This window comes from Vibrio sp. YMD68 (assembly GCF_029958905.1).
GTDB lineage: Bacteria > Pseudomonadota > Gammaproteobacteria > Enterobacterales > Vibrionaceae > Vibrio.
The window spans coordinates 674,189-698,902 of the sequence record NZ_CP124613.1; the positions used below are offsets into that span (position 1 = coordinate 674,189).

Genomic DNA, 24,714 nt, shown 5'->3' on the forward strand with positions numbered 1-24,714 from the left:
CACAGTGATGTGTCTTCTCATCTTAGGAGGAATCCTTAAAAATCCGAGGGCGCTGTAAATTCGATAAGATCATTGCTGATTGGGTGGCGCAGCTTCAAATACCCTGCATGCAAGTGTAAGCGCTTATCTTTGAAACCGTATAAATCATCCCCGACAATCGGCGTGTTGAGACCCGATGAATGAGCACAATGTACTCTGAGTTGGTGGGTTCGACCTGTTTTTGGGTACAAATCAACCTTGGTTCGGTGACCGATTTTTTCAATGACGTGATAGTCAGTTTGCGCGTTGCGGCCACTACGATGGCACACCATCTGTCTGGGCCTGTCCTCCATATCTCCACGCAAGGGCAGTGTGATTGTCCCACTGGTGTGGCTCAGGGTTCCTTCAAGCAGTGCGGTGTAACGTTTCACTACAGTGCGATTAATAAACTGCTGCTGAACGTGTTTATTTGCCTCTGAGGTGAGCGCGAAAACAATCAGCCCAGAGGTCGACATATCTAATCGATGAACAACCAGTGGCCCAGTGGCGTTAGGGTAACGAACTTGCATACGAGCATGAACAGAGTCGCTAATATACTTTCCCGATACCGATAAGAACTCGGCTGGCTTATTCACCACGACGAGCGCATCATCTTCGTAAATGATTTCAAGCTCTTTATTTAAAGAAGGGGTTTGTTCTAGGGGGCTTTCATCGGTTTCAATCCCTTCGAGCATGTGTTCCAAAATTTCAAAGCACTTACTTTGACATACCGGGTAGAGGTTTTTATGTTGGCGAATTTGATGGTAAGGCGATGCGCCCCACCAAAACTCTCCCAACGCTAAAGGTGTAAAGCCATGTTGATAAGCCGCTTGTAGTAATAGTGGTAGATTCTCTTCGCTTGAGCCCTTTATTGGCGCCTTTTTAGCATTAGCCTCATTTTTTGGGTTCGAGGGGCCTAGCTTGAACAGGTCATACGTACTTTTTAGCTCGCCTTTACGGTTTAAGAATCGACAGGATTTGTGCTTTTCATCCGCAATCCGCGCCATGACTTGTTGACGTTTTTGTTGTAGGTTTTCAATCTCGGTTTCGGTATCTTGAATAAGCTGGATGAGATTTTCAAGTGATTGTTTCCATTTGTTTTTTATCAGTTTTAGTTCTTGTTTTTCTTTACTGCTTTGGTGACCTAATTCGTGAATGATCGCTTGCAATTGCTGTTCATCAAGATCGTTGCCGAGGCGCAATTCGGCTTTTTTGCGCAGTTCCTTACGCTTAGCTTTATTCACTGCTAAAGCTGTTTGACCGTCAGTAATTTCAGTCTCAGCTTGGGCTTCTAAGCTTGTATATCGTGCTTTTCTTTCTATAAATACAGGGTGGTGCGTTAACGAGAGAATATGCGCGTCGAGTCTGTTCTTTTTTTCAATCCATTGAGCTTGAGCATCCGTGTCAACACGTGGGTCATAAATAGGGTCAACAAAGAAACCTGGAATGTCACTTTCGTCAGGGAATTCAGAGCGCACAACAGAACGAGAGCCAGAAAAAGAGGATAAATACCCAAGCTCCCCTTGCTCGGTTTCGATCACTAAAACCGCAAACATTTTCCCTTGATCAGAAAAATCATGTTTCCACTCTTTTTGTGTTGCTAAATAGTGTTGTAATTCAGTCATCGCAGTGACAGCAAGTGGGTGAGGCGTATAGTAATAGGGAAAGGTAAAACGTTCTGGTCGCTGTAAGTGTTCGATTGGACTTTTAAAAGACGATAGCTTGTTTGTCAATACTGGTTGCGGATTCATGGTTAGTGCTCATACGTCGCAGTACAAAGGTCAAGAAGAATGAGAGACAGCCCTTCATCGGTGTGAGCGCATTTTACCTAGGGGATAACAGACTGTACAGAAGTGAATTTTGCTGAGGTCATAACACCTGTATCCACTCAATTTAGAGAAATGCACCTAAAGTAAACACAATGAAAGATAGGGTGGGGGAGATTTTGGAGCGATTTCTGGGCTGGGTTTACATTGTAAATCTGATCAGTCAGTTGCTTGAGGGGCGCAGTTGCTTAAGGGATGCAGTTGCTTAAGGGATACAGTTGCTTAGGGAGCGTGGTTTCGATAATGAACATAAAGAAAAGCGCTGCTTCCTTGCAACGCTTGTACTCCGGCGGCCAAACCGAAAAACTGTATGTAGATAAGTATAGGCGTAGTTTTATAAAACTGCCTATTTTATTAATTTAAAGTGTGGCAATGAGTTTGCCGACCCGATGCGGTGCGAATTTGGTTAAAGTAATGATGGGACTTTTGTAAGGTATCGAACTCTAGCATCCATGTGGCACTGCGTTGAGAGACACATAATTGCCCAATATGTAATACAAGGTCATTACTGTATTTATTTAAAACACTGAGTGCTTTTATTATCAGCGGGCACTCTTCAATTGAGATGAATTGGAACTCACAATAGCTTTGGTTGAGTACCTCGAATGCACATTGCTGACGCCCCAATTTGAGTAATATTTTGGATTGCGCGATGGATGCATCCCTTAGCGTCGAGATGAGAGCGACAAACTGGCACACTTCCATCTCTTCTTTGCACAGGGCTTCATTAATATGAAAAGGAATATAATGAAGTACATCTTCCAATAGACTATATGCTTCTGGCCAGTGCCCTTGTTCCAATAATTGCTGGGCTTTTTGAAAGGCTCTCCAACATTGTTGAATATTCATCATAATCCTTTATTCAGAGTGATAATTTATTGTAAATGAAATTCATTATCATTTACAAGTGCCAGATTCATAATTGAAAGGATTTATTTAGAAGAGGTGCTAATGGCATGAGATTGGTGGATATTTGTTCACTTAAACTCGATTTGGGTCTAAGTCACTAAAAAATCGATGAAATGCATCTAAACTGACTTAAGTACCAGAGCAATAAGTACCAGAGCAATAATTACCAAGGAGGTAGTGATGGCGATTCAAAGATTGAACACTGAGCAACTTTATAACACGGCTCTATTAGAGCAGTTGCCTTGCAAATCGACCAAAGAACTGGCTCCCATTGACGAGATCGTCGGTCAGAAAAGAGCCCAGAAAGCCGTAGAATTTGCCATGTCTATCAAAGAGAAAGGCTATAACATCTACGCGATTGGTCAAAATGGGCTGGGCAAGCGCACGATGATTTTGCGCTATTTAAACCGCCACAAACATGATTCAGATACCATGTTTGACTGGTGTTATGTGGCTAATTTTGAAGATATCCGCACCCCCAAAGTACTTAAACTGCCTTGTGGAGTCGGAGCCAAATTAAAGCAAGACATAGAAAAGCTGATGACCAAGTTAGTCAATGCATTGCCTTTGGCGTTCGACAACGAAATGTATATCTCTCGTGCCGAAAAACTTAAAAACCAATTGGCCGATAAGCAACAAGTCGAGCTCGACAAAATTGGCAAGGAAGCGAAAGAAAAGGGCATTAGCCTGACCTTAACCACACAGGGCGACTATCAGTTTATCGCGATGGATGGAGAGGAATTACATACTGAAGAATCCTTCGACGAGCTCAGTAAAAAAGATCAAGAAGAGTTCGGAGCCAGCATCGATGAATTGGAAATAGAGTTGCGATCTATGGTTCGTCAGCTCACGGAATGGGAAGAGGGTTACAGTGAAAAAATCAAAAAGCTGAACGACGAAGTGACATTGGATGTCATTACCCACTTCATTAAGCAGTTGAAGCTTGATTATAATGGTTATTCAATGATCAAGTCATACCTCACCGACTTGCAAAAAGACATTGTTGAAAATGCCGATATTTTCTTAGATGAAGCCGTCGAGCAAGGTGAAATGGCCACCGCTTCTTTGGATAAAAAGCTTCCGAGACGATACAAAGTGAACGTTCTGGTTAGCCGTTCAGGAGAAGATTTCCCCATTGTGGTTGAAGAGAGCCCAAATTATCACTCACTCTTTGGCTACATCGAGACAGCTACATTCAAAGGAACGGTATTTACCGACTTCTCATTGATTCGGCCTGGCAGTTTGCACAAAGCCAATGGTGGCGTGCTAATGATGGACGCACAAAAAGTTTTAGAACAACCTTATGTATGGGAAGGGCTTAAACGGGCGTTACGCTCAAGGCAGTTAAGTTTCACCTCGCTCGAAAAAGAAGTCACGTTAACCGGAGCCGTATCACTCGATCCAGAGCCGATTCCGCTTGATGTGAAAATTATCCTGTTTGGCGACCACCGTACCTATCAACTGCTGCAACATTACGATCCAGAGTTTATTGAATTGTTTCGTGTGACCGCTGATTTTGAAGATGAGATGAAGCGAACCTCAGAGGCTGAGCTGCATTATGCACGGTTCATTTCGAGCATTATTCATGATAACAACTTGCTTCATTGTGACCGCAAAGCTATCGCGAGAATCATTGAACATAGCTCACGCTTGTCAGGTGATCAAACTAAGCTATCTCTTCACTCAGCGAGCATTGCAAACTTAATTCGTGAATCCAATTACGTTGCTCGCCAAGCTAACTCCAATATGATTCGGGCGAGTCATGTCGAAGAGGCGTTGAGTAATCAGATAATGAGAGTAAGCCGTCTCCAAGATAGCGTAATGGAAAGCTACATTAATGGGACAACACTCATTCAAACAGAGGGTGCAGCCGTTGGGCAGGTCAATGCCTTGTCGGTACTTAGTACCAGCGATCATATGTTTGGTGCTCCTAACCGAATCACCGCAACCACGGCGTATGGCGATGGAGAAGTGATTGATATCGAGAGAAGTGTTGATCTTGGCGGAAGTATTCACTCCAAAGGGGTGATGATCTTAACGGCTTATCTCTCTTCTGTATTTGGCAAAACGGCTAGGGTACCGCTCACGACGAACATTACCTTTGAGCAATCCTATGGTGGCGTCGATGGTGACAGTGCCAGTATGGCTGAGTTTTGTGCAGTGGTTTCTGCGTTCTCTAAACAACCTAATCGTCAAGATATTGCTATTACTGGTTCAATGAATCAGTTTGGCGAGTCACAGCCGATTGGTGGAGTTAATGAGAAGATAGAAGGTTTTTTCGATGTCTGCAAAATTAAGGGCCGCACCAACGAGCAAGGGGTCGTGATCCCTCGTTCTAACATGCATAACTTAATGCTAAGACCAGATATCGTCAAAGCCGTCGACAAAGGTGAATTTCATATATGGGCCATCGAGCATGTCACTGAAGCGATTGAAATATTTACTGGAAAAGTGGCGGGAGTAGCGAGTGACGAAGGTAGCTACCCAATCGATACTATTTATGGCATTGCCCAAGCAAAACTCAATGCGTTACGTAAGTGAATAATCCATTAGGTAAATAGAGTGTTAATGATGGCTGTCTAGGGAAAATTCATCCAGCTCATTCATCAAATTCATTCATCCAACTCATTCATCCATCGATCCAACTAAAAGGGGCGGCCTCATCGTCGCCCTTAATCTTTTCCGTTAGCTTACCATTCAATTAAAATGGGAGTCCCTGATTCGACTAAACTGAGGAAAACATCCATTTCATCATTGGTGATGGCGATACAGCCATTGGTCCAATCAAAACTCTGAACGTATTCTGGGTGTCGACGGTCACCGTTCTTTAGACCATGAATTTTAATGTTCCCACCTGGGTTAATACCTTTATAGCGGGCCCATTCAATGTCTTTCTGGTTAGGGTAATCGATGTGTATAGAGCGATAAAAGGTCGAATGTTCAATAATGAAATCTAGCTTGTACAGCCCTTCGGGCGTTCTTTGATCACCTTCCCACAGCTTATGGCCTTTTGGACGGGCACCAAGAGCAATGCGAAATTCTTGAATGATCGTCTCATCTTTCAATAAGTACATTCTGCGCTTCGACTTATCGACTTTCACCAGATCAATCGTACTGTCTTTCGGTCTATCTACGTTATTCGATCTATCTGCATGATCTGCTTTATCTGGACCAGAAATCATCACCGTGTTGGTGAGTTCTAGTGAGCCCAAGACGGGGGGAGATATAAACAATACGAACAAGGTCGTGATTACTGTCAATAACGCCGAATTAAGAGAGACTGATTTATGAGACATGGATACCATGAATGATCCAGTGAGAATCTGATGATTATAGACAATTTTGGCGTTTTTAGGGCACTGAAATACCATTAAACTCATTATATGAATTCGACAAACGAGACAACGGAATTTATTTTTTCTGGAAAATAAATAAAAATGCAACCGTGAAAGGTGAAAAACATTGGAAAGAATGTCATATAAATGTCGTTTGTCTCATGAATGTTGAACTCAAAATGGTCATTTTGCGGTCCAGTTAACAGTGAAGACGGTGGTGGATTGATTGCATAAGGGGAGATCGCGAATATAGAAGCATAAAATAAAAATAAGGCTTAGATTATGTTTCAAAGAGCGCTCTTAAAGCAGATATCATCGGCAAGAAGTAACCGGTATCTGGCTCATACCCTATTTAGCTATTTAGATGAACTCATACAACCTAAAGCTATGACCATTGTTAATGAGCCAAAGCTCAGTGAGCTGCCAAAGCCTCTTTATTCTCAATCTCAAGGTCTCGACTTTTCTCATTACCCGAGCAGCTTTTGGGGCTGGGCAGCGCAGTTTGACACTTCTGATAGCTTGTTACCTCTAGCTATTAATACCTGTAAGTGGGACCCTATTTCACTTATGGGGGGCGATTCTTACATCTTCATGTTAGATAACCATCCCTCAGCAAGAACATATCTTATTATCGAAGGGGTAGATGGAAGCTTATTTACCGAGTTGGACCAGAAGAACCAGTTTGACTGTTTAATTATTATTGCTTCGCGCTGGCAGTGCATTCGAGCTGAACGGGATGCCTCTCAAGAGTTTAAGCAAAGAGACATTAAAGAAGCTAAATATATTGATGAACTTAAACAGCGTGAAGCGTTTATCGATAACATGAAACTGGTCCAAAAAGTGGCGATGAACATGTCGGCACCGGAAACGTTAGATGACCTCTACAAATTTGCGGTTGAGTCCGTCAGGCAGGATCTTGGCTTTGATCGCGCTGTTTTTATGCTCCTCGATATGAAAAAGCGCTGCTTTAGCGGGACTTATGGGACTAATGAAGAAGGGAAAACCGTCAGTGAACATCACACTCAATACGATCTGCACCAGCTTGAAGATGAGTATATTGAAGTTCTGTTTGACGAAGATCGTACCGTTGTATTAATTGAAGAAGCGCCCTTGTATACCGCTGGTAAGGTGGTAGGCCAAGGGTGGAATGGTATGCTGGTCTTGCGGGATGGAACCGAAACCATTGGGTGGATTGCTGTTGACAATTTCATCAACCGGATGCCAATTACCTCCTATCAGAAACAGGCACTGGAAGCCTTTGGTTCTCACCTCTCGCAGATATACATCCGTAAGCGTCAAGAACAGAATGTCCGCATGTTACATGCCAGTATGGTTGAATTGTCTCGATGCATGAAAACCAGTGAAGTGTGTAAATCAGCGGTGATGTTCGCAATCAATCGACTGGGCATTGATCGGCTTGCGGTCTTCCTTACTGATCCAGAGTGCAGCTACATGCAAGGGACATGGGGAACCGATATCCAGGGTAATGTGGTTGATGAATCCTATTATCGTTCAGAAACTCAAGATCGTACGATCGTCAATTTGGCACGTCAGAGCCCAAATGAAGTGGTGTTTGAGGAGTCTGTGCCCATTTACCATGATTTTAATATTGTGGGGTTTGGCTGGACAGCGATGACCATGCTAACGAGTAACAGCGGCGAGCCCATTGCCTTTATCGCAGCGGATAACCTTTTGAAGCGAACTCCGCTCACTTCTCAGCTGCGAGAGGTGGTGCGAATGTTTGCGTCTAACCTGACAGAGGTCCTATTAAGAACTCGTGCTCAGCAAGCGATTCACGAGCTGAACGCGAGTCTGGAACAGCAGGTGAAAAGTAGAACGAAGCAACTGGAAGAAGCGAATGAAAAGCTTGAGCTATTGTCTAAAATGGACCCTCTAACACGGCTCGGCAATCGCCGGATGTTAGAGCATTTAATGGAAAGCAAATGTTTGGCGCAAAAACAAGCCAAAACAAAATATGGTTTAATTTTGTTAGATATCGACCATTTTGGGCTGTTTAATAATCATTATGGTCATCTAGAGGGCGACATTGCGTTAATGCGTGTGGGGAACATTTTGAAACGATACACCCAACATGACGATGAAGTTTTCTGCCGAATCGGTGGCGAAGAATTTGTGTTGTTAGTGGCCAATAAAAGCATCGAATCAGTACGAGTACTGGCGGAACTCATTCGAGAAGATATTGAGATGGAATCTATCCCTCATAAGCCCAGCCCAACTCAGGACGTATTAACGGTTTCTATTGGTTACACTGTCATGGAACTGGACACCGATAAGTTTAACTTTGATTTGTTGTACGGTGAATCGGATAAAGCGTTGTACCGCGCAAAAGAGGAAGGCCGAAATTGCGTAATGAGTACCATGGATCATCATGAAAAGGTGAAGTGATAGACCGAGCCCGTACCACTCAACGTTCTAGTCGAGTTTTGCTTCTGCATTTATGACAACAAAACGGCCTTTTGAGCCGTTTTGTTGGATTTAAAGACAGACATCTTAAACTCTGATGCCTGCCCCTTATCTATTTTTCTAGACTTAATGCCGCTAAACAGTATGTCGCTAAATCGTATCGGGCTAAATTGTATTCGCCAAGCTGTATTTCAGTTAACTGGATTTCAATTAACGGTATTTCAACAAATAACCGCGTTTGGGTTACAGCTTAGTAAGCGCATCTACAGCCTTTGCTTGCCTCTTTTCGATTTTTTTCATCAAGGAAAAGAGCGTTTTGTACTCTTCCTTTGAGATCTCTTGATGGCTTGTTTGTGCATAAGCTGAACCAAGTTTGGACGTGTAGTGATCGATAGATTCTGACTCTTCTTCGGTGAGCGACTCTTGCTCTTGTAGCCAGCGTGATAGGTAAAACTGGCTTTTGATAGCATCATGTTTGTCTATTGCCTGTTTAAAGGCTTCTAAGTTTGAACTGTCGCTGACGGCCACATTGTCGTTTCTGTGTTTGGCTAGATTGGCTTGTTTTTTCATGCGGATAATAACGCTCAACGAAACCACCCAAAGCACGGTAAATAAAGCGGTTAAGTAGGGCCATATTCCTCGGTCGTAGACAATACTGACGGTCTTAGGTAATTCCGCTGCGGGTGTAATGACTTCGCTGTTATTAGTATTGTTCGCTTCAGTGACCGAGACTATTAAACCTGGAACTAACGCTGTCTGCTGTTGATGTTGGTTGCTGTTCCACCAATGGATACTAATGTCAGAAAGTTGTTCATCAGCCACTGTTTGAGGTATCAACACCTGTTTAAGCGTCATTACTGTATTGCCAGATTCGTCTTGCGAAAATTGAGGTTTTTCATCATAAACGCGAAATGAGGTTGGGTAATCAACGGACAAATTGGGGAACTGATTCGGGTTGAGCCCCTCTATCTTCAAAGTGACAATACGGGTCAGTGCATCGCCAACTTTGGTCTTTAAGGTGCTCACGCTATTCAGGACATTCGAGGCATTCGACGTACTTGGGTTACCAATCAACTGACCATCCTCATCAAGCCATTGCTGCTCTAGCACCAACTCGTTTGTGGGAAGCCATTCACCAGCATAATTATCAGGGATCGGAAGCACCGATAGGGCAAAGCGTTCTGCGGGCGTGTCCGCATTGATCATCTGAGTCGTGCCGGTACGATCATTACCGTGGATCACTGTTCCTGTGAAAGCGGGTCCGACGATGTTGTATTCCCCTGAATTGGACGCTTCAATGCGATATTGCTGGTCAACGATGGTGACCTCAACGCCATCGAGTACGCTTTGATATTGGTTGGGTTCACCTGCAAGTTCAATGCTCATACCATCGACTGTTGGTTGAATAATATGCGCGTTTTGTAAGCGCCTTGGGTCCGCTTTAATTATCAGTCGAAAATTCAACAGTGCACTTTCTTTAGGGTAGAGGGTCTCTCTAGAAAGGGACGTTTGTAATTCAATAAAATCACTGGCCTCTGGCTGGTTCTTATCCATTTTCACTTGGATATTTATAGGTTGGGTCTTTGCACCTGCAATCGTAAAACTAGGAATCGTCAGGGTTCCGAGTTTTTGCGCAGCTAAAGAGACATTCCATTCACTGCGGGTGTTTTTCTTCCCATTGATGATGTTGATTGAAGTGCCAAAGCTGGGTCTTCCCATGAAAAAGTCTTTTTCCAAAACACTTAAATCAATGTCATCTTGTGACACTCTTTCATCGGCAACGATTTTGAGTAGAAACACTTCATTTTTTGTTACGCTATTGCTGCTCACGCTGGCCATTACATTGGCGGCAAGGCTGTGAGGGCTAATCAATAACAGCGTAACTAACGCGCATGTTGACACGATTTTTGACGAGAAACGAGATAGGGTAGATTTCATCTTCACCACTTCTTACCTGAGTCTTTAGGAGGTTGTTTTTGCTTGGCCTGCAATACCATTTGCGCTTGCAACAGTCGGCTAGGGTCGCGAGCACTTTCCACTTGCTCTAATTTGCGAATATTCGGGTCGACCGCTTGTTGGTTATCTTGCCTTGCCGTGGCTGTGCCGTTATCGGTTGGTTTGGAATCTTGAGCTTCTGATTTAAGATCATGATTCATTGTATCTTGATCATCACTTGTTTCATTACTCGCTTCATTACTGGCTTCGTTATTCGACTGCTCATCCGAGTCGGCGGTTTTGCCTTGTTTGTCTGAGTTAGCTTGTTTTTCTGAGTTAGACTGTTCGTCGGTGCTAGATTGGCCGTCACGATTGTCGGCACTCTCACCCTCTTGCGTGTCTTGTTGTTTGCCTTGCGGATTACTTTGCGGTTCATTTGTTTGGTCATTGCCTGACGATGGCTCTTGCTCGGATTGAGAAGAGTCGCTTGATGATTGCTGCTCATCTGAGGGGGTATTGTCGCCGCTATCGGGTTGGTTTTGACTTTCTTCGCCGCTATTTTGTTGCTGTTGCTGTTGCTGTTGCTGTTGCTGTTGCTGTTGCTGTTGCTGTTGCTGTTGCTGTTGCTGTTGAGCTTGTTCTACAATTTTTAGGTTCTCTTTGGCCTGGTCAACAAATTTCCCTTCCTGGATCAGCTGATTATAGCCGTCGATGGCCTTTTGGTAGTCACCATGTTGAGCGTGCGCATTGGCTAGATTGTAACGAGCATTATCACTATTCAGTTGTTCAAACTCCTTAATCGCCCCTTCGAAATCGCCGGCACGATATTTCGCCACGCCACGCCATTCTTTGTTTGAAAACGTGTCAGCTGCCTGCTGATATTGTTGATCTTGATATAATTTGATCGCTTCTTGGTCGTCGGTTAACCAAGGGTTAGCGTAGGCTAGGTTAGGTTGGGTGAGCGAAAAAGTGATGGCCACTAAGGTAAAAACAACGCCACGTCTGAACAGCAAACTGACTGGAATCACTAACATTAAAATGAGCCAATAACCGCTGTTCACGCGTTCTTCAAGCTGTTGTTTTCCTGGTGAGGCACTGGCTTCAACGCGAGCGCTGTAGGCACGAATAATATCGATGTCGCTACTATCGGATTGTATGCCGGTAAAGACACCATCAACATTGCGAGCGAGTGCTTTCATATTCGCAAAGTTGGATTGCGCGATAGCAGTGTTACCATTGCTTGCTTTGACTAAGGAGCCGTCGCTTAATCGAATCGGCGAACCGGCTGGAGTGGCAACGGCCAAAATACTCAATCGCCACGGGGTGCGGCTTAACAGCTGAGTGATGGCGTTTTTTTCATCGTCATCAATATCATCCACGACCAATACAATATCACCTTGGGTCAGCCCCGAGTTTTGCATCATCTCAATCGCAAGCTTTACCCCCGCGGCCGCGTTGGCCCCTGAAAATGGCATGATGTCAGGTGAAAGATTGGGTAGCAGGTTCAGTAATGTCTGACTGTCGGTCGTCATTGGACTGACCGTATACGCATCACCTGCATAGGCTACTAGCCCCGTTGTGCCTTCCGACCAGCTATTGAGTAAGTCGGTCACTTTGTAGCGTGATTGGGTTAATCTATTCGGTTTAATGTCGGTGGCGTACATAGACAATGACATATCCATGACCACGACTCTTCCCCCGCCATGACTAAATACAGGCCGCTCAGCAGAATAGAAACTAGGGCCTGCAAGCGAGATAATGGCGCTCAGCAAGCCGAGAGCAATGAGGTACATGATGTTGCGTTTACGCGGTTTGGCGTCAAGCCCTATTGCCTTTGCAAGGTGAGGGGCAATCAGTGAGCCTGTAGCGCTGTATTTATACAACCAACCGACCAAGACGGCGGCGGGAATCAATGCCAGCAACCAAAATGGGTAAAGGAATGTGAAGTTAGACAAAACCCCTCCTTAATACGATGACGACACAACATAAAAGCAGTGAAATGGACAGTGGCAGTCCGAACCATTCTGTTTGTGGCCGCCAGGTTTGCACCGCTTCGCTGACCGGTTCAAGTTCATTGATCGTGTCATAGATTGATGCTAGATCTTGAGTATCACGCGCTCGAAAATATTGGCCGCCGGTGAGTAGAGCAATGTTTTTTAGTGATTCTTCATCAAGATCACGGGCGGTATCGACCTTGCGAGTCATAAAGAATTCTTTAACCACCATTTCACCAGCACCAACACCCACGGTATAAATTGTGGTGCCATACTGTTTTGCTATCTCAGCGGCTTCCATTGGGTCCAGTACACCCGCGGTGTTGCTTCCATCACTGAGCAAAATCATTACCCGTTGAGGGGCGTCACTATCAATAAATGTTTTGGTTGCGACGGCAATACCATCGCCTATTGCGGTACTAGAACCAATCAATCCGAGCACGGTCTGATTGAGTTGCTGAGAGATTGTTTGTCTGTCTAAGGTCAAAGGTGTTTGTAAGTAGGCGTGATCGGCAAAAACAACCAACCCCATTCGGTCACCGGTTCGTTTGTTTATAAAGTCGGTGAGAACGTTTTTAACCGCCGTCAATCGGTCAATAAATTGGTCACCTTGTCTCATGTCCTCTTGGGCCATTGAACCTGAAAGATCGACAACGAGCATCAAATCACGATGTTCGGGCTGATGAGTGACGGGCTCTCCGTACCACACGGGCCGAGCGAGTGCGATTAACAAGAAGGCCCAGATAATCACAACAAGTGTCCGCAGTAACGTTTGCTTTGGGGCGGATTGACCTTTTGAGCTCGGCAAAAAAGGCAATTGCACTGGCGCCGACGTTTTTACGGGGGGAAGAAGACGATGAATGATCAATGGCAAGGGCAATAAGAAAACGGCCCACCACCACACAAACTCCAGACTAGCCACGCTTGCGTCCTCGTTTTGGCGGCAGCGCCTCATTAACCCATTGGTAACAATGTTCAATCAGCAACTGAGGCTCCTCTATCGACTCTTTTTTGTACAATGCTTGTTGCCACTGGTTGGCATTGGGCACAAAAGTGGGTGACGCTAAATGAGAATCTAAGAAGACATACCACTCTTGACCCGTCAGGTGAGCAATTTGCTCACGAGGAAAGTAACAAAGGGCGGCTTGGCGGACGAGCTCTATAGCGTCTGAAGGGTTTTGCTGATTTTGACCCTGTTGAAGCAGTTTCAAGGCGGTTTTCTTCGGCGCTAAGCGCTTTTTATTCCACTTCATTAGCCCTAAAATCAAAGCAATCACTGCGATGATAGCGAACGCTGAACCCCACCAACCCCAAGCTAGGGGAAACCACGAAGGGACAGGCGGAAGTTGTAAGTCGTTCAGTGGCAATAGGGCCGAGCTAGATGAATCCTTCATTTAGAGATGTCCAGATAGTTGATTGAGTAGTGGTTGGTTACTTGAGATAGAGGTGAACGAAATACCGAGTGATTCGCTGGCTTGCTTTAAGCCCTCTAGATGTTGATTATACTTGCTTTTGATACTGTCACGACTTTTTCGAGACGAGAAATCAATCCATTGTGAACGGCGCTTGTCCGTTACTTTTTCTACGCCACGAAAAGACGTTTCACCGTATTCGAGTGGATCCGAAAAGTGCACCATTCGCAGTAAGTTGTGCTGTCGTAAACGTTTTAGAAGCGATCCACATGGCTCATCAAAACGTACAAAATCACTCAGCAAAATGATTTCACTGCCTTTGGGACACAAACGATGAAGAGCGTGGAGCCCATCAGTCATTGACGCAAGTCGATCGCCAGGCGTTTTGGTATGATTGCCAAGCCCTTGGTCATGGGCCTGAATCAATTGCTGTAACAGCATTAATGGGCCACGGTCGCGAGCTGTTGGCTTAATATCAATCAAAGCGTAACCCGTATCAATGACCGCACCGATACGATCCCCATTGGCGACGCACAGCCAACTGAGTAAACTCGCCATGTGGGACATTTGCACCGACTTAAACTGCAACGTTGAACCAAAGAACATACTTGGGCTTAGGTCAATGTAGAGTACGACCGGCTTTTCACATTCTTCGGTAAATAGCTTGGTGTGTGCTTTTCCGGTTCGAGCAGTGACACGCCAGTCGATACTGCGAATATCATCACCAGCCTGATATTGGCGAACTTCAGCAAAATCCATTCCTCTGCCGAGCTTTTTGCTTTGATGTTGCCCCGCTATTTGAGCCCACAGACTCTTGGCTGGAGACAACCAATGAATGCTGTGTTGCTTATAATAAATAAGCTCCTCTAGCGAAAGCGTGGCGCCATTAAATTGATCTGGCAGGGCGCGGTGATTCGTTTCCATTGCTTATGCGCTACCCACAAGAGACAAAAGATGATTGATGACTTTGTTCGGGTGGATGCCTTCCGCTTGAGCTTGATAGGAAAGTAGTAAGCGGTGGCGTAACACAGGGAATGCCATCGCCTGTACATCTTCTGGTGATACAAAGTCTCGACCAGAAAGCCAGGCGTGTGCTCGAGCACATCGATCCAGTGCAATAGTAGCTCGTGGGCTGACTCCTAACTCGATCCACTGGGACAGCGTCTGGTCATAATCACCGGGATGACGTGTCGCCATCACAAGACGAATGATGTACTGCTCAATGCTGTCAGCCATATGAATATTCAGTACGTCCTGCCGAGCTGAAAAAATATCTTTCTGGCTCAAAGTTGGCGGTGCGATGGCCTGCTCACCTTTGGCTTCTCCACGATTCAGTCTTAATATTTCAAGCTCACTTGCCGCATCTGGGTATTCAACATCAAGATGAAGTAAAAAACGATCAAGCTGAGCTTCAGGAAGAGGGTATGTTCCTTCTTGTTCAATCGGGTTTTGTGTTGCCATGACCAAAAACAGTTCTGGCAGCTTATACGTATTTTTACCTGCCGTTATCTGTTTTTCTGCCATCGCTTCAAGCATTGCCGCCTGAACTTTTGCGGGTGCTCGGTTAATTTCATCGGCTAATAATAATGAATTAAAAATAGGGCCGGGTTGAAACTGAAATTCGCCGGTTTCCTGCCTAAATATGTCGGTACCCGTGAGGTCTGCAGGCAGTAAGTCTGGAGTGAATTGTATTCGGTGAAAGTCACCCTCTATACAATCGGCAAGGGATTTCACCGCACGGGTTTTAGCAAGGCCAGGTGGACCTTCCACCAAAATATGCCCGTCAGCTAGAAGCGCTACTAACAACTGTTTTACTAGGTTAGGTTGCCCAATCACTTGGCTTTCAAGGTAGGTCTGAAGTTGTTGTATGGCTTGTATGGTCATTGATCGAGTTCTCCTAATTTCTCAATTAGTGAGTCAAAAATGGAATTAGTTCCATCAACTTGACGATGTGCTCACCGCTTGCAGAAAAATACCCACATAGAACATGTTAATTATTAGATAATTACATTATGGGGGCAATAGAGTTGGTTCCAAGAGTTGATTCAACGAAAAATGGCTCAGGCGACCAATTTTGACGTTTTCTTAAAATTAACGGTTATATTTTGTTCGATTAAAGGCGGAGTTGAAATGGCGACCCGTCATGAGTTATCGCACAACGCTAGAATAAGAGCGTAGGAATGGGTAAACTCGTGAGCAGTGAATCTTGTAACGTTTGACGCGTATAAATTTTGTCGTTTATAACTTTTTTCGTTTATAACTTTGGTAGGTGTAAATAATGAGTGATTTTGAAAAAGAGCTAGAGCAAATGTCTCAGCTAGCATCGGATGAACCAGAGGCAAAACTGCCTTCTCTGGAAGAACAAAAAAATGTGGTTGCCGAGTTAAAGAAGCTGGAAGCAGAAGGTAAGTTAACCCCTGAAATTCTAGAAGCTCATTTTGGCCAGTTCTACGCAAAAAGTGACGCGCCCATTCACTAATGTGGTATGAATGAATAGCCCGTTGTCTCGTATTTTAAGAGCCCGTTTCGACGGGCTTTTTTTATTTGAAAGCTCTGGCTGTGTTTGAGAGCTTTTCGGTTTGAAATATGTTCGGTTTGAAATATGTTCGGTTTGAAATCTTTTTCGCGAAAAACGGGTCATCTTAGGTTGTCGTCTTAATACGTTTGAAAGAACATCGATAGGAGTTTTCATTGTCAACGGGTCTCATTACATTCATCGCCATGGTTGCATTTGCAGCGAACTCATTGCTCTGCCGTTTTGCACTGGCGCAATTTGCGATCGATCCGGGCTCCTTTACCGTGCTGCGCCTCTTGTCTGGTATGTTCACGCTACTGTTTATACACCTGATGAGCCGTAAGCTTGTGAATAGAGAAGTTGAGAGCAAAAACCTCGAGAACAGAGAACCGGGCATTAAGCCCCATTCTGGCCAAGAGGAAACGTTATTTTCATCTGGAAAAGAGAGTGTTAAGGCAATACTGTTCGGCGGTTTGGCCCTGTTTATTTACGCGATTGGCTTTTCTTATGCTTATGTCGAGTTAGCCGCAGGAACAGGGGCGTTGCTTCTTTTTGGTGCCGTTCAGCTGACTATGATCGCCTTTCATTTGTCTCAAGGCAACTCACTTAACCGTTATGAATCGGGCGGTTTATTGATCGCGATTCTTGGTTTTGTCTTTCTCATGCTGCCATCGGCATCAGCACCAGATTTGAAGTCTGCGCTGTTGATGGTTTTGGCGGGCATCAGTTGGGCTGTGCTCACGTTATTAGGAAAACGTAAAGTCGGTGCTTCTCCAAGGGTGAGCATGACACAGAGTTTTTTAGGCGCGGCTGTACTCACTTTAATACTCACCCCTTGGATGTTAAATATTGAACAAATATCGCTGCAAGGTGCTCTTTGGGCACTGCTGTCTGGGATTTTTGCATCGGGCATTGGTTATGTGATTTGGTATTTGGCCCTAACCAGCTTGTCCGTCTTACAGGCTTCTGTTGCTCAGTTATCGGTGCCGATCATAGCGTTAGTCGCAGGTGCAATATTACTTGGGGAGTTGCTGTCGATCACTGTGATGGTCACCAGCGTGATGATACTTGGGGGGATTGCATTGATATTTTGGGGTAAAAAGGCAGATAAAAAAGGAACACACTAAAAGGCTGAGATGCAAACTGCTGGGCTATTAATTACTGAGCTATTACTTACTGGGCTATTAATTATTGAGTTATAAATCATGGAGCTATAAACAGAAACACCGCCCTGCGTAGGACGGTGTTGGGGTTACTATGGTTGATTTACCATGCTTGAGCCACAAAAGAGTTGGCTCACAATAGAATAGCGGATGGTTTAAACCGTCTATTTTACCTTCCACTCAATGTTTTCACCCGCTCGAATTGGCACCACGGTATTTTGACCAAATGGCATCGTTTCAGCGACTGGCCATGATTCTTTCACTAAAGTGATCGTATCACTGTTGCGTGGTTGCCCATAGAAATCTGGACCGTTATGGCTGGTGAATGCTTCAAGGTTTTCAATCTTACCTTCTAATTCAAACACTTCAGCGTAAAGCTCAACCGCAGCATGGGCAGTATAAGATCCGGCACAACCGCAGGCTGCTTCTTTGTTTTCTTTAGTGTGTGGCGCTGAATCGGTACCGATGAAGAATTTTTTGCTACCGCTTGTAGCCGCTTCAATCAACGCTTGTTGATGAGTGCCACGCTTCAAAATAGGTAAGCAGTAAAAGTGTGGTTTGATACCACCAACTAGCATGTGATTACGGTTATAAAGAAGGTGGTGCGCGGTAATGGTTGCCGCAACGTTGTCGTTGGCATTGTTTACAAAGTTTGCGGCGTCAGCGGTTGTGATGTGCTCTAGAACGATTTTAAGGTTAGGAAAATCGTTGACAATAGGCGCTAATACCGTGTCTAGGAACTCTTTTTCACGGTCAAAAATATCCACATCGTGAGTGGTCACTTCGCCGTGAATCAACAACAACATACCGACTTCTTGCATTGCTTCGAAAACAGGGTAGATATTTTTTGCCGATGTCACCCCTGAATCTGAGTTCGTGGTTGCTCCGGCAGGGTAAAGCTTAGCAGCAACGACCGCGCCTGAGGCTTTCGCTTTACGAATTTCATCAGGGGTTGTGTTGTCTGTCAGGTAAAGCGCCATCAGTGGTTCAAATCGCTCACTGTGATTTTGAGCTAGAATGCGGTCGCGATAAGCAATAGCCAGTTCCGTATTGGTCACAGGTGGGACAGTATTCGGCATAATTAGAGCACGGCCGTTGTAGCGGCTGATATCGCGAACCGTGTCGGCAAGAACGTCGCCATCGCGAAGATGAACGTGCCAGTCGTCAGGACGAGTGATAGTAATTGTTGTCATTGAAAAGCTCCCACCAATGAGTTGTTGAGTGATTGGAGCCCAAACGGAACAATGAACGCAAACGCTTCCGTCTAGGCGACAGGATGATAGTGGAAAAGTGGATGTATTTCACGTTTTTTCTCAATGCTATTCGTTATTTGAGTCTATTCAGCGATGATAACCGTTGTTAGATAGGCGGCGATGTCGTTATACTTTTCAACGCCGTTACGTCACTATAAATATCCTGAGTTCGGGGTAATCAAAACAACTAAAGGTAGTCCATGTCACTTGCTCATCTTTCTCAAATTAACGTTTATCCCGTCAAATCTGTAGGGGGAGTCACCCTATCAAGTGCTTGGGTCGAGTTACAAGGGCTCAGTTTTGACCGTCGTTTTATGCTTGCCCTGGCTGATGGAAGCATGGTTACGGCAAGAAAACACCCTCAAATGGTGAAAGTCAAAGCCAGCTTATTGCCGCACGGGTTTGTCTTTACCGCAGAGGGTAAAGATCCACTAAAAATCAGTTATGCGGAGTTTAAAAAGCAAGAAACACCAGCAACGGTTTGGAAAGACAACTTCACCGCGTACACCACCACCGATAAAGCGAACGATTGGTTTAGTGACATTATTGGGCAACATGTCGAGCTGCTATATTGTGGTGAGCAGTCTAACCGTGTTCGTAAAAAGATAGGACACAACGTGAGCTTTGCGGATGGGTATCCGGTGTTATTGATCAGTCAAGCGTCTTTAGATGAGTTAAATAGGCGCAGTTCTGAAGTGCATTCAATGACTCAATTTCGTACCAATCTAGTTGTTAGCGGGACGGAACCTTTCGCGGAAGATTGTTGGAAAACGATACGCATCGGCGAGGTGGTTTTTGATATTGTTAAGCCTTGTGAGCGTTGTATTTTAACTACGGTAGACACTAAAAAAGGCACATTCAGAACCTCTAAAGAGCCTCTGAAAACGCTCATGACCTTTAGGGCCGATGAACAAGGTGGTGTCTTCTTTGGTCAAAATTTGGTCGCAAGAAACGAAGGTGTGATCACCGCTAGCGACCGTGTTGAAGTATTAGAATACCAGGAGCGCCAAGACTATGCGGATAGAGCGCCAGCGAAGCGAGAAAAGGTTGCAGATGAACTCGATCTCGATGATGAATTCGATCTCGATGATGAGCTATTTCAAGAGGAAGTGCCTAAATTCAAGTCGTTAACATTGACGGTCAATGGAAAGAGTTTTGTTGGCAACAACCAGCAAACATTACTTGAGCAAGCAGAAGACGCCGGCTTAAAGATAGCCAGCAAATGTCGCGTGGGTCTATGTGGTGCGTGTAAAGTCACTATCGAGTCGGGTAAAGTCGATCACGCCGATGTACCCGTATTAAAGCTGAGTAAAGGCCTGGATAATATTGCATTTGCGTGTTCTTGCGTACCACAAACCCATTGTGAGATTACCAGTTAATTGCTGAGTCTGGCTTGGCTAGGATACCCATAAAGAATGGTACCATTTAATTATTGGTTCCATTTAGTTATTGGTTCCATTTAGTTATTGGTTGCAGAGAAGGCGTTTGATATGCAGTATAAAAACACCCAAGTAGGCATTGCGATGCTCATTATTATGGGGCTGGTATTTGCTTTATTGGTCTTTGCTTCGTATACAAAACCGGATGAATCGATCTGGTTTGTTTTTGTCATCATTGGCATAGCAACATTTCTTTTTTCATCGTTGACAATAAAGATAGATGGGACCCAAATCCTTTGGTATTTTGGTCCTCAGTTTTGGAAAAAATCATTAGAGCTTTCAGATGTTCTATCTGTGAGGAAAATTAAAACCAAATGGTATAGTGGCATGGGTATTCGGTTAACCTCAACAGGCTGGTTATACAACGTATCGGGTTTGTCCGCTGTTGAGCTTAAGCTTAAAAACGGCACGACAGTCAGCTTAGGTACAAATGATCCTGATAACTTAATTAATGCCATTGAAAATCGCCGCTAACCAGCTTTAAACCGGGCGTTATACGCTAGGAGGAAATGGATGATTAGACACATCTTGCTGATTAAATTTAAAGATTCATCGCCATGTTCAGAAATCGAAAAACTTAAGGGCTTGTTTGCATCGATGCCTGAAAAAGTAGAGGGTGTCGTATCTGTAGAATGGGGTATTAACGATAGCCCCGAAGACAAGAATAAGGGTTATACTCATTCAGTGATGATGACGTTTGCTGATGAAGCGGGGCGTCAAAACTACCTTCCACATCCCGAGCATGAAGCTCTGAAGCAAGTGTTTAGGCCGTTGTTAGAAGATATTGTTGTTTTTGATTACACGTTATAAATTTGTTATCGCCGAAAAAATGACACTAAAAAACAGGTTACCAGACACTCAACACATGGCGTTTTTTTGGATTGGGATTGGATTTGGATTTGTTATTGTGGCCGTTTGAGGCCAAGGAATCATGAAATAAGGATTCAAGTTGAACCGAGCGTTCACCACTATCGTATTTTTAATTGAGGTATTTAAATGGATCTTATACAAGGCTTGATTTTGATTTCATCGATTCACTTGCTAGCAGCAGCATCGCCTGGGCCAGATTTTGTACTCGTTTCACAACAAACATTATCAAATGGCAAAAAAGCAGGGTTGATGTGCAGCATTGGTATAGCATTAGGCCTGTCTATTCATATTACGTATTCTGCTTTTGGCTTAGCAACGGTAATTGCGAATTCATCCAATGCGCTTTGGGCCATTAAAATACTGGGTGGAGGTTATCTAATTTATCTTGGTATTAACGGGCTTAAAGCAAAAGCAACGAATTCGATGGAAGTGGATGCCACTCCCCCTGCCACTTATTCAGCAAGGAAAAGTATTGGTGTTGGTTTTCTGTGTAACGCCTTAAACCCGAAAGCGCCCATCTACTTTGTTTCGCTATTTACTGTCGTGCTCTCTCCGGATATGCCTGCCTACCAAATCGCTATTTATGGTGCGTGGATCATGATGATTCAATTTGCCTGGTTTTCCTTGCTAGTGGGTATTCTCTCAAGACCTGCTATTAACCGCCGCTTTAAACAGTATGGGCATTGGATCGACCGTGTTTTAGGTGGTGCAATGGTCGCGTTAGGCATTAAGGTTATCGCGACACGTTCAAGTTAATCTGATAGTCGTGTTTAAAGGGTTATTGCTTTAGGGTACGGCAGGGCCACTCACGGCAATAGATTTGTTACGCCTTTTAACCTGAGAAAGGATGACCCCTGAAATCACCATTAGCCCTCCGACTAAGTGGTAGCTGTGAATATTTTCATTAAGAAGCCAGGTGGCCAGGCCCACTGAAATGACCGGCATTAAATTCATGAACATGGCACTTGAATCTGCACCAATGATGTCAATGGACTTTATCCACATCCATGGGGCCAAAATAGACGCTGCGATTGCGGCATAAGCGATCAACGGTAAAGATTCCTGTGTAGGCAGCAATTGTTCACTGGTTAGCCAAAGTGGCGTTAACATCATGACGGCAAAGATCCCCTGACAATATATTAGTGTTGCGCTGCGAAAAGGCATTTTCCAACGCTTAAGCAGAACACAATAAGTGGCGTAAATGACGGCGGCAATGATCATCAACCCATCCCCTTGGGTAATATCCTGATGCAAGAAAAACCCGATATCGCCATGGCCTAACATAAAAGTGAGCCCCGCTAGCGAGATAATCCCGCCGACAATACTGATCATTGAGATGGATTTACCAAGCAATGGAACACTGATAAAGACAGAAATCAGTGGGACCAATGAGATAATCAACGACATGTTTGACGCCGTAGTCGTTAGTCCTGCGTAGTAGCCGAGCGATTGATTGAGCACCATCCCGAGTAGTGATAACAATGCTAGTTTTGGGAGATAGGGCTTGATGGTATCCCACTGACGGACGACGGCTGGCAAGCAAAAAGGTGTCATTAAAAGCATGGCGAAGAACCAACGATAAAAGCTCATGGCACTGGGTTCAATGGCGGTGGCGGCCATCTTGTTGATAATAGAGTTGCCGCCCCAGATCAACACAGTTAAAAGTGGAAGTAAGTACACCATGTGAGCTCCATCGCATTATTGCCAGTGGAAACCAGTGTGGCAGGTCGGTATGATTGTATGTATCTTCAAAAAGACAACTGGCGTTATAGGAAGACAAGTTTGAAAAAAACAGCTCGAATACTTCATCAATCCTTATCTATTGTTCGGGCACCATCCGATGTGTTTATGAATTTTGAAGCGTTTCTGTCTAACACAGAAACACGCGTTCATAGCCACCCATGGGGGCAGGTACAATTGATCAGTGGAGGTATTTTAGAAATGGAAGCGGAAGGCACTCGTTTTCTAGCTCCGCCTCATCTTGCTATTTGGGTGCCTGCCGGGGCCGAGCACTGCAGCTATAATCGAAAACCACTGGAATATTGTTCGTTAAATGTCGCGCATGAACTGACCGATGGCTTTCCAAAATCCACCAGCTTGATCAAAGTAACGCCCATCGTGTCCTCGATCATCGATGATTTTCGCCAACGTAGCGTTAACGTTGCAGAGTCTGAGCAAGACAAACGACTGATTCAAGTTCTACTCGATCAACTGGCTACTGAAGAAACGGAACGGCATTTCTTACCCACCTCAACGAATAAGTACTTATCGACTATTTTAGATTCTGTTGAACACAACCCAACCGATACTACCTCGCTAGGGCAATGGGCGGAAAGAGTGCATACCACAGAGCGAACGTTGGCTCGCCATTGCCAATCTGAGCTTGGGATGAGTTTTACAGAATGGCGCCTAAGGGTGAGGTATTTGTATTCAATGGACCTGTTGAGAAAAGGGCATTCCGTTAAAGAAGTCGCACTAACACTAGGTTACAACCAAGCCAGCCCTTACATATCAATGTTTAAGAAATACTCGGGCCAGACCCCTGAACAGTACAAAAATCGATTGCTCGCTCTTTAATAGAATGGTTTACAGCGGTATTTAGTGGTTTATAGCGCAGCGCGAGACGTACTGAGCTGGTGGTGCGTTCAGCTTACTGCCACATTACTAGGACCGCAGCGACAGAAATCAAGATGAGTGCTGTGATATCTTTGCGAGCAATGCTTTGCCCTAACCAGAAGTAGGATATCAGAATCATAAAGACCACCTCGATCTGCCCTAGCGTCTTAACGTAAGGCACCGCTTGAAGTGACATCGCACTAAACCACCCAAGAGAGCCAATAACACTCGCTAGGCTCGTCATCACCACCAACTTTGATTTCTTGAACATCTGTCTTAACGTGTCTCGCTCTCTAAAGAAAAGAAACGTACAGATAATCACTGTCTGAAGTGTAATAACTAGAAATAGCACCCAAGCCGCGCTATGAGGGAAGGGCAGTCCTATACTCAAGCTTGCTTCACGTACCCAAAGCGATGTTAAAGCAAATGCGGTGCTGCAAGTCATACCTAAGAAAAAGACCTTAGGAGATAAGCTCCGCCAGCCAGAAGAGCTACTCATTATGAGCACGCCTAACGTGCCAATAAGAACACCCACCCAGCCTGTCATCGTCAAAGCGGTACCAAAAAACAGCACAGAAAGCACAGCAGAAACGGGGGCTTCACACTTGGCAAGCCCAGCGCCTATCGCATAATTTTCTAGCTTAAAGAGCATGACCATTAAGCCGGTCGCGATGATCTGCATAATGGCAGCGGCAATAATGTAGAAAACAAACTCACCCGATAAGTTAGGTGCGGATACAGGCTGCCATTGATAGAGCGCACAGAGGTAAAGAAGCGCGATCGGGCCAGCCCAAATAAAACGAGCCAGCGTCACACCGGCCACACTCATTGTGCCACTTAGTTTACTTTGAAATGCGTTGCGCCAAGATTGGCTGAAGGCTGCAAGAAGAGTAAAAGCTATCCAACCAAATGACATAATTCTTCCGTACGTTATGTAAGTTAATTGATTATGCTAACAAAAAATCGCGCTATAAGATTCTACTTTGCTTCAGTTGTTATTCGACA

General features: G+C 44.6%; 21 protein-coding genes. 9 read left to right on the forward strand and 12 right to left on the reverse strand.

The features are described from left to right. Positions 1 to 35: 35 nt before the first annotated feature. Both QF117_RS03040 and QF117_RS03045 read right to left on the reverse strand, forming a co-directional pair. Positions 36 to 1,769 (reverse strand): RluA family pseudouridine synthase, encoded by a 1,734-nt coding sequence (locus QF117_RS03040; protein ID WP_282384560.1) that lies wholly within the window; start codon positions 1,767 to 1,769, stop codon positions 36 to 38. 429 nt (positions 1,770 to 2,198) lie between these two features. Continuing rightward, entirely contained in the window at positions 2,199 to 2,693 is a 495-nt protein-coding gene (locus tag QF117_RS03045; protein WP_282386134.1) for a hypothetical protein, read from the reverse strand. A 240-nt stretch (positions 2,694 to 2,933) separates the two neighbouring features. Here QF117_RS03045 and QF117_RS03050 point away from each other — a divergent pair, with 240 nt between their 5' ends. Then, positions 2,934 to 5,294 carry an ATP-binding protein gene (locus QF117_RS03050; RefSeq protein WP_017033466.1) on the forward strand — a complete coding sequence of 787 codons (2,361 nt, stop codon included), beginning with the start codon at positions 2,934 to 2,936 and terminating at the stop codon, positions 5,292 to 5,294. Between the two features lie 149 nt (positions 5,295 to 5,443). Here QF117_RS03050 and QF117_RS03055 read toward each other — a convergent pair whose 3' ends face one another. Beyond that, complete coding sequence (locus tag QF117_RS03055; RefSeq protein ID WP_282384564.1) at positions 5,444 to 6,049, reverse strand: L,D-transpeptidase family protein; 606 nt, start codon at positions 6,047 to 6,049, stop codon at positions 5,444 to 5,446. Between the two features lie 321 nt (positions 6,050 to 6,370). Between QF117_RS03055 and QF117_RS03060 the strand changes: the two genes are divergently transcribed. Continuing rightward, positions 6,371 to 8,494 (forward strand): GGDEF domain-containing protein, encoded by a 2,124-nt coding sequence (locus QF117_RS03060; protein WP_282384566.1) that lies wholly within the window; start codon positions 6,371 to 6,373, stop codon positions 8,492 to 8,494. A gap of 261 nt (positions 8,495 to 8,755) precedes the next feature. Here QF117_RS03060 and QF117_RS03065 read toward each other — a convergent pair whose 3' ends face one another. Genes QF117_RS03065 through QF117_RS03090 form a run of 6 tightly spaced genes read right to left on the reverse strand, consistent with a single transcriptional unit; the run spans position 8,756 to position 15,737 of the window. After that, positions 8,756 to 10,450 carry a BatD family protein gene (locus tag QF117_RS03065; RefSeq protein ID WP_282384568.1) on the reverse strand — a complete coding sequence of 565 codons (1,695 nt, stop codon included), beginning with the start codon at positions 10,448 to 10,450 and terminating at the stop codon, positions 8,756 to 8,758. A 2-nt stretch (positions 10,451 to 10,452) separates the two neighbouring features. Continuing rightward, positions 10,453 to 12,402: a VWA domain-containing protein gene (locus QF117_RS03070; RefSeq protein ID WP_282384569.1), complete on the reverse strand. Its 1,950-nt coding sequence runs from the start codon at positions 12,400 to 12,402 to the stop codon at positions 10,453 to 10,455. Next, the gene (locus QF117_RS03075) at positions 12,395 to 13,363 is read right to left on the reverse strand and encodes a VWA domain-containing protein (protein ID WP_282384570.1); all 969 of its coding nucleotides are present in this window, start codon (positions 13,361 to 13,363) and stop codon (positions 12,395 to 12,397) included. The genes QF117_RS03070 and QF117_RS03075 overlap by 8 nt, the downstream gene beginning before the upstream one ends. After that, positions 13,356 to 13,835, reverse strand: coding sequence for a DUF4381 domain-containing protein (locus QF117_RS03080; RefSeq protein WP_282384571.1), 480 nt, complete (start codon positions 13,833 to 13,835; stop codon positions 13,356 to 13,358). Before QF117_RS03080 ends, QF117_RS03075 begins: the two co-directional genes overlap by 8 nt. Then, positions 13,836 to 14,777 (reverse strand): DUF58 domain-containing protein, encoded by a 942-nt coding sequence (locus QF117_RS03085; protein ID WP_282384572.1) that lies wholly within the window; start codon positions 14,775 to 14,777, stop codon positions 13,836 to 13,838. Between the two features lie 3 nt (positions 14,778 to 14,780). Then, entirely contained in the window at positions 14,781 to 15,737 is a 957-nt protein-coding gene (locus QF117_RS03090; RefSeq protein ID WP_282384573.1) for a MoxR family ATPase, read from the reverse strand. A 394-nt stretch (positions 15,738 to 16,131) separates the two neighbouring features. On the opposite strand from QF117_RS03090, the gene QF117_RS03095 reads away from it, so the two are divergent. Further along, entirely contained in the window at positions 16,132 to 16,332 is a 201-nt protein-coding gene (locus QF117_RS03095; RefSeq protein ID WP_017033475.1) for a hypothetical protein, read from the forward strand. A 212-nt stretch (positions 16,333 to 16,544) separates the two neighbouring features. Further along, the gene (locus QF117_RS03100) at positions 16,545 to 17,495 is read left to right on the forward strand and encodes a DMT family transporter (RefSeq protein WP_282384576.1); all 951 of its coding nucleotides are present in this window, start codon (positions 16,545 to 16,547) and stop codon (positions 17,493 to 17,495) included. Positions 17,496 to 17,695: 200 nt separating this feature from the next. On the opposite strand, the gene pyrC is transcribed toward QF117_RS03100, so the two are convergent. Further along, complete coding sequence (gene pyrC, locus QF117_RS03105) at positions 17,696 to 18,724, reverse strand: dihydroorotase (RefSeq protein WP_282384577.1); 1,029 nt, start codon at positions 18,722 to 18,724, stop codon at positions 17,696 to 17,698. A 260-nt stretch (positions 18,725 to 18,984) separates the two neighbouring features. On the opposite strand from pyrC, the gene QF117_RS03110 reads away from it, so the two are divergent. From QF117_RS03110 to QF117_RS03125, 4 genes are all read left to right on the forward strand, one after another. Beyond that, the gene (locus QF117_RS03110) at positions 18,985 to 20,163 is read left to right on the forward strand and encodes a YcbX family protein (protein ID WP_282384578.1); all 1,179 of its coding nucleotides are present in this window, start codon (positions 18,985 to 18,987) and stop codon (positions 20,161 to 20,163) included. Positions 20,164 to 20,274: 111 nt separating this feature from the next. Beyond that, a complete protein-coding gene (locus QF117_RS03115) occupies positions 20,275 to 20,697 on the forward strand; it encodes a hypothetical protein (protein WP_282384579.1) in 423 nt (140 codons plus the stop codon). 39 nt (positions 20,698 to 20,736) lie between these two features. Beyond that, complete coding sequence (locus QF117_RS03120; protein ID WP_282384580.1) at positions 20,737 to 21,033, forward strand: Dabb family protein; 297 nt, start codon at positions 20,737 to 20,739, stop codon at positions 21,031 to 21,033. Between the two features lie 186 nt (positions 21,034 to 21,219). Beyond that, on the forward strand, positions 21,220 to 21,849 hold the full coding sequence (locus tag QF117_RS03125; protein WP_017033481.1) for a LysE family transporter: 630 nt from the start codon (positions 21,220 to 21,222) through the stop codon (positions 21,847 to 21,849). 30 nt (positions 21,850 to 21,879) lie between these two features. On the opposite strand, the gene QF117_RS03130 is transcribed toward QF117_RS03125, so the two are convergent. Next, positions 21,880 to 22,776: a DMT family transporter gene (locus QF117_RS03130; RefSeq protein ID WP_282384582.1), complete on the reverse strand. Its 897-nt coding sequence runs from the start codon at positions 22,774 to 22,776 to the stop codon at positions 21,880 to 21,882. Between the two features lie 99 nt (positions 22,777 to 22,875). On the opposite strand from QF117_RS03130, the gene QF117_RS03135 reads away from it, so the two are divergent. Beyond that, on the forward strand, positions 22,876 to 23,670 hold the full coding sequence (locus QF117_RS03135) for a helix-turn-helix transcriptional regulator (RefSeq protein WP_017033483.1): 795 nt from the start codon (positions 22,876 to 22,878) through the stop codon (positions 23,668 to 23,670). Between the two features lie 73 nt (positions 23,671 to 23,743). Here the strand turns inward: QF117_RS03135 and QF117_RS03140 are convergent, their stop codons facing one another. Further along, positions 23,744 to 24,625, reverse strand: a complete 882-nt coding sequence (locus QF117_RS03140; protein ID WP_282384585.1) for a DMT family transporter — start codon at positions 24,623 to 24,625, stop codon at positions 23,744 to 23,746. Positions 24,626 to 24,714: the final 89 nt, after the last annotated feature.

Bases quoted from the DNA above. Each gene is read 5' to 3' on its own strand.
- pyrC (WP_282384577.1), bottom strand. From the start codon at position 18,724: ATGACAACAATTACTATCACTCGTCCTGACGACTGGCACGTTCATCTT.
- QF117_RS03085 (WP_282384572.1), bottom strand. From the start codon at position 14,777: ATGGAAACGAATCACCGCGCCCTGCCAGATCAATTTAATGGCGCCACG.
- QF117_RS03095 (WP_017033475.1), top strand. From the start codon at position 16,132: ATGAGTGATTTTGAAAAAGAGCTAGAGCAAATGTCTCAGCTAGCATCG.
- QF117_RS03110 (WP_282384578.1), top strand. From the start codon at position 18,985: ATGTCACTTGCTCATCTTTCTCAAATTAACGTTTATCCCGTCAAATCT.
- QF117_RS03055 (WP_282384564.1), bottom strand. From the start codon at position 6,049: ATGTCTCATAAATCAGTCTCTCTTAATTCGGCGTTATTGACAGTAATC.
- QF117_RS03115 (WP_282384579.1), top strand. From the start codon at position 20,275: ATGCAGTATAAAAACACCCAAGTAGGCATTGCGATGCTCATTATTATG.
- QF117_RS03120 (WP_282384580.1), top strand. From the start codon at position 20,737: ATGATTAGACACATCTTGCTGATTAAATTTAAAGATTCATCGCCATGT.
- QF117_RS03130 (WP_282384582.1), bottom strand. From the start codon at position 22,776: ATGGTGTACTTACTTCCACTTTTAACTGTGTTGATCTGGGGCGGCAAC.
- QF117_RS03140 (WP_282384585.1), bottom strand. From the start codon at position 24,625: ATGTCATTTGGTTGGATAGCTTTTACTCTTCTTGCAGCCTTCAGCCAA.
- QF117_RS03040 (WP_282384560.1), bottom strand. From the start codon at position 1,769: ATGAATCCGCAACCAGTATTGACAAACAAGCTATCGTCTTTTAAAAGT.
- QF117_RS03045 (WP_282386134.1), bottom strand. From the start codon at position 2,693: ATGAATATTCAACAATGTTGGAGAGCCTTTCAAAAAGCCCAGCAATTA.
- QF117_RS03065 (WP_282384568.1), bottom strand. From the start codon at position 10,450: ATGAAATCTACCCTATCTCGTTTCTCGTCAAAAATCGTGTCAACATGC.
- QF117_RS03050 (WP_017033466.1), top strand. From the start codon at position 2,934: ATGGCGATTCAAAGATTGAACACTGAGCAACTTTATAACACGGCTCTA.
- QF117_RS03080 (WP_282384571.1), bottom strand. From the start codon at position 13,835: ATGAAGGATTCATCTAGCTCGGCCCTATTGCCACTGAACGACTTACAA.
- QF117_RS03090 (WP_282384573.1), bottom strand. From the start codon at position 15,737: ATGACCATACAAGCCATACAACAACTTCAGACCTACCTTGAAAGCCAA.
- QF117_RS03060 (WP_282384566.1), top strand. From the start codon at position 6,371: ATGTTTCAAAGAGCGCTCTTAAAGCAGATATCATCGGCAAGAAGTAAC.
- QF117_RS03125 (WP_017033481.1), top strand. From the start codon at position 21,220: ATGGATCTTATACAAGGCTTGATTTTGATTTCATCGATTCACTTGCTA.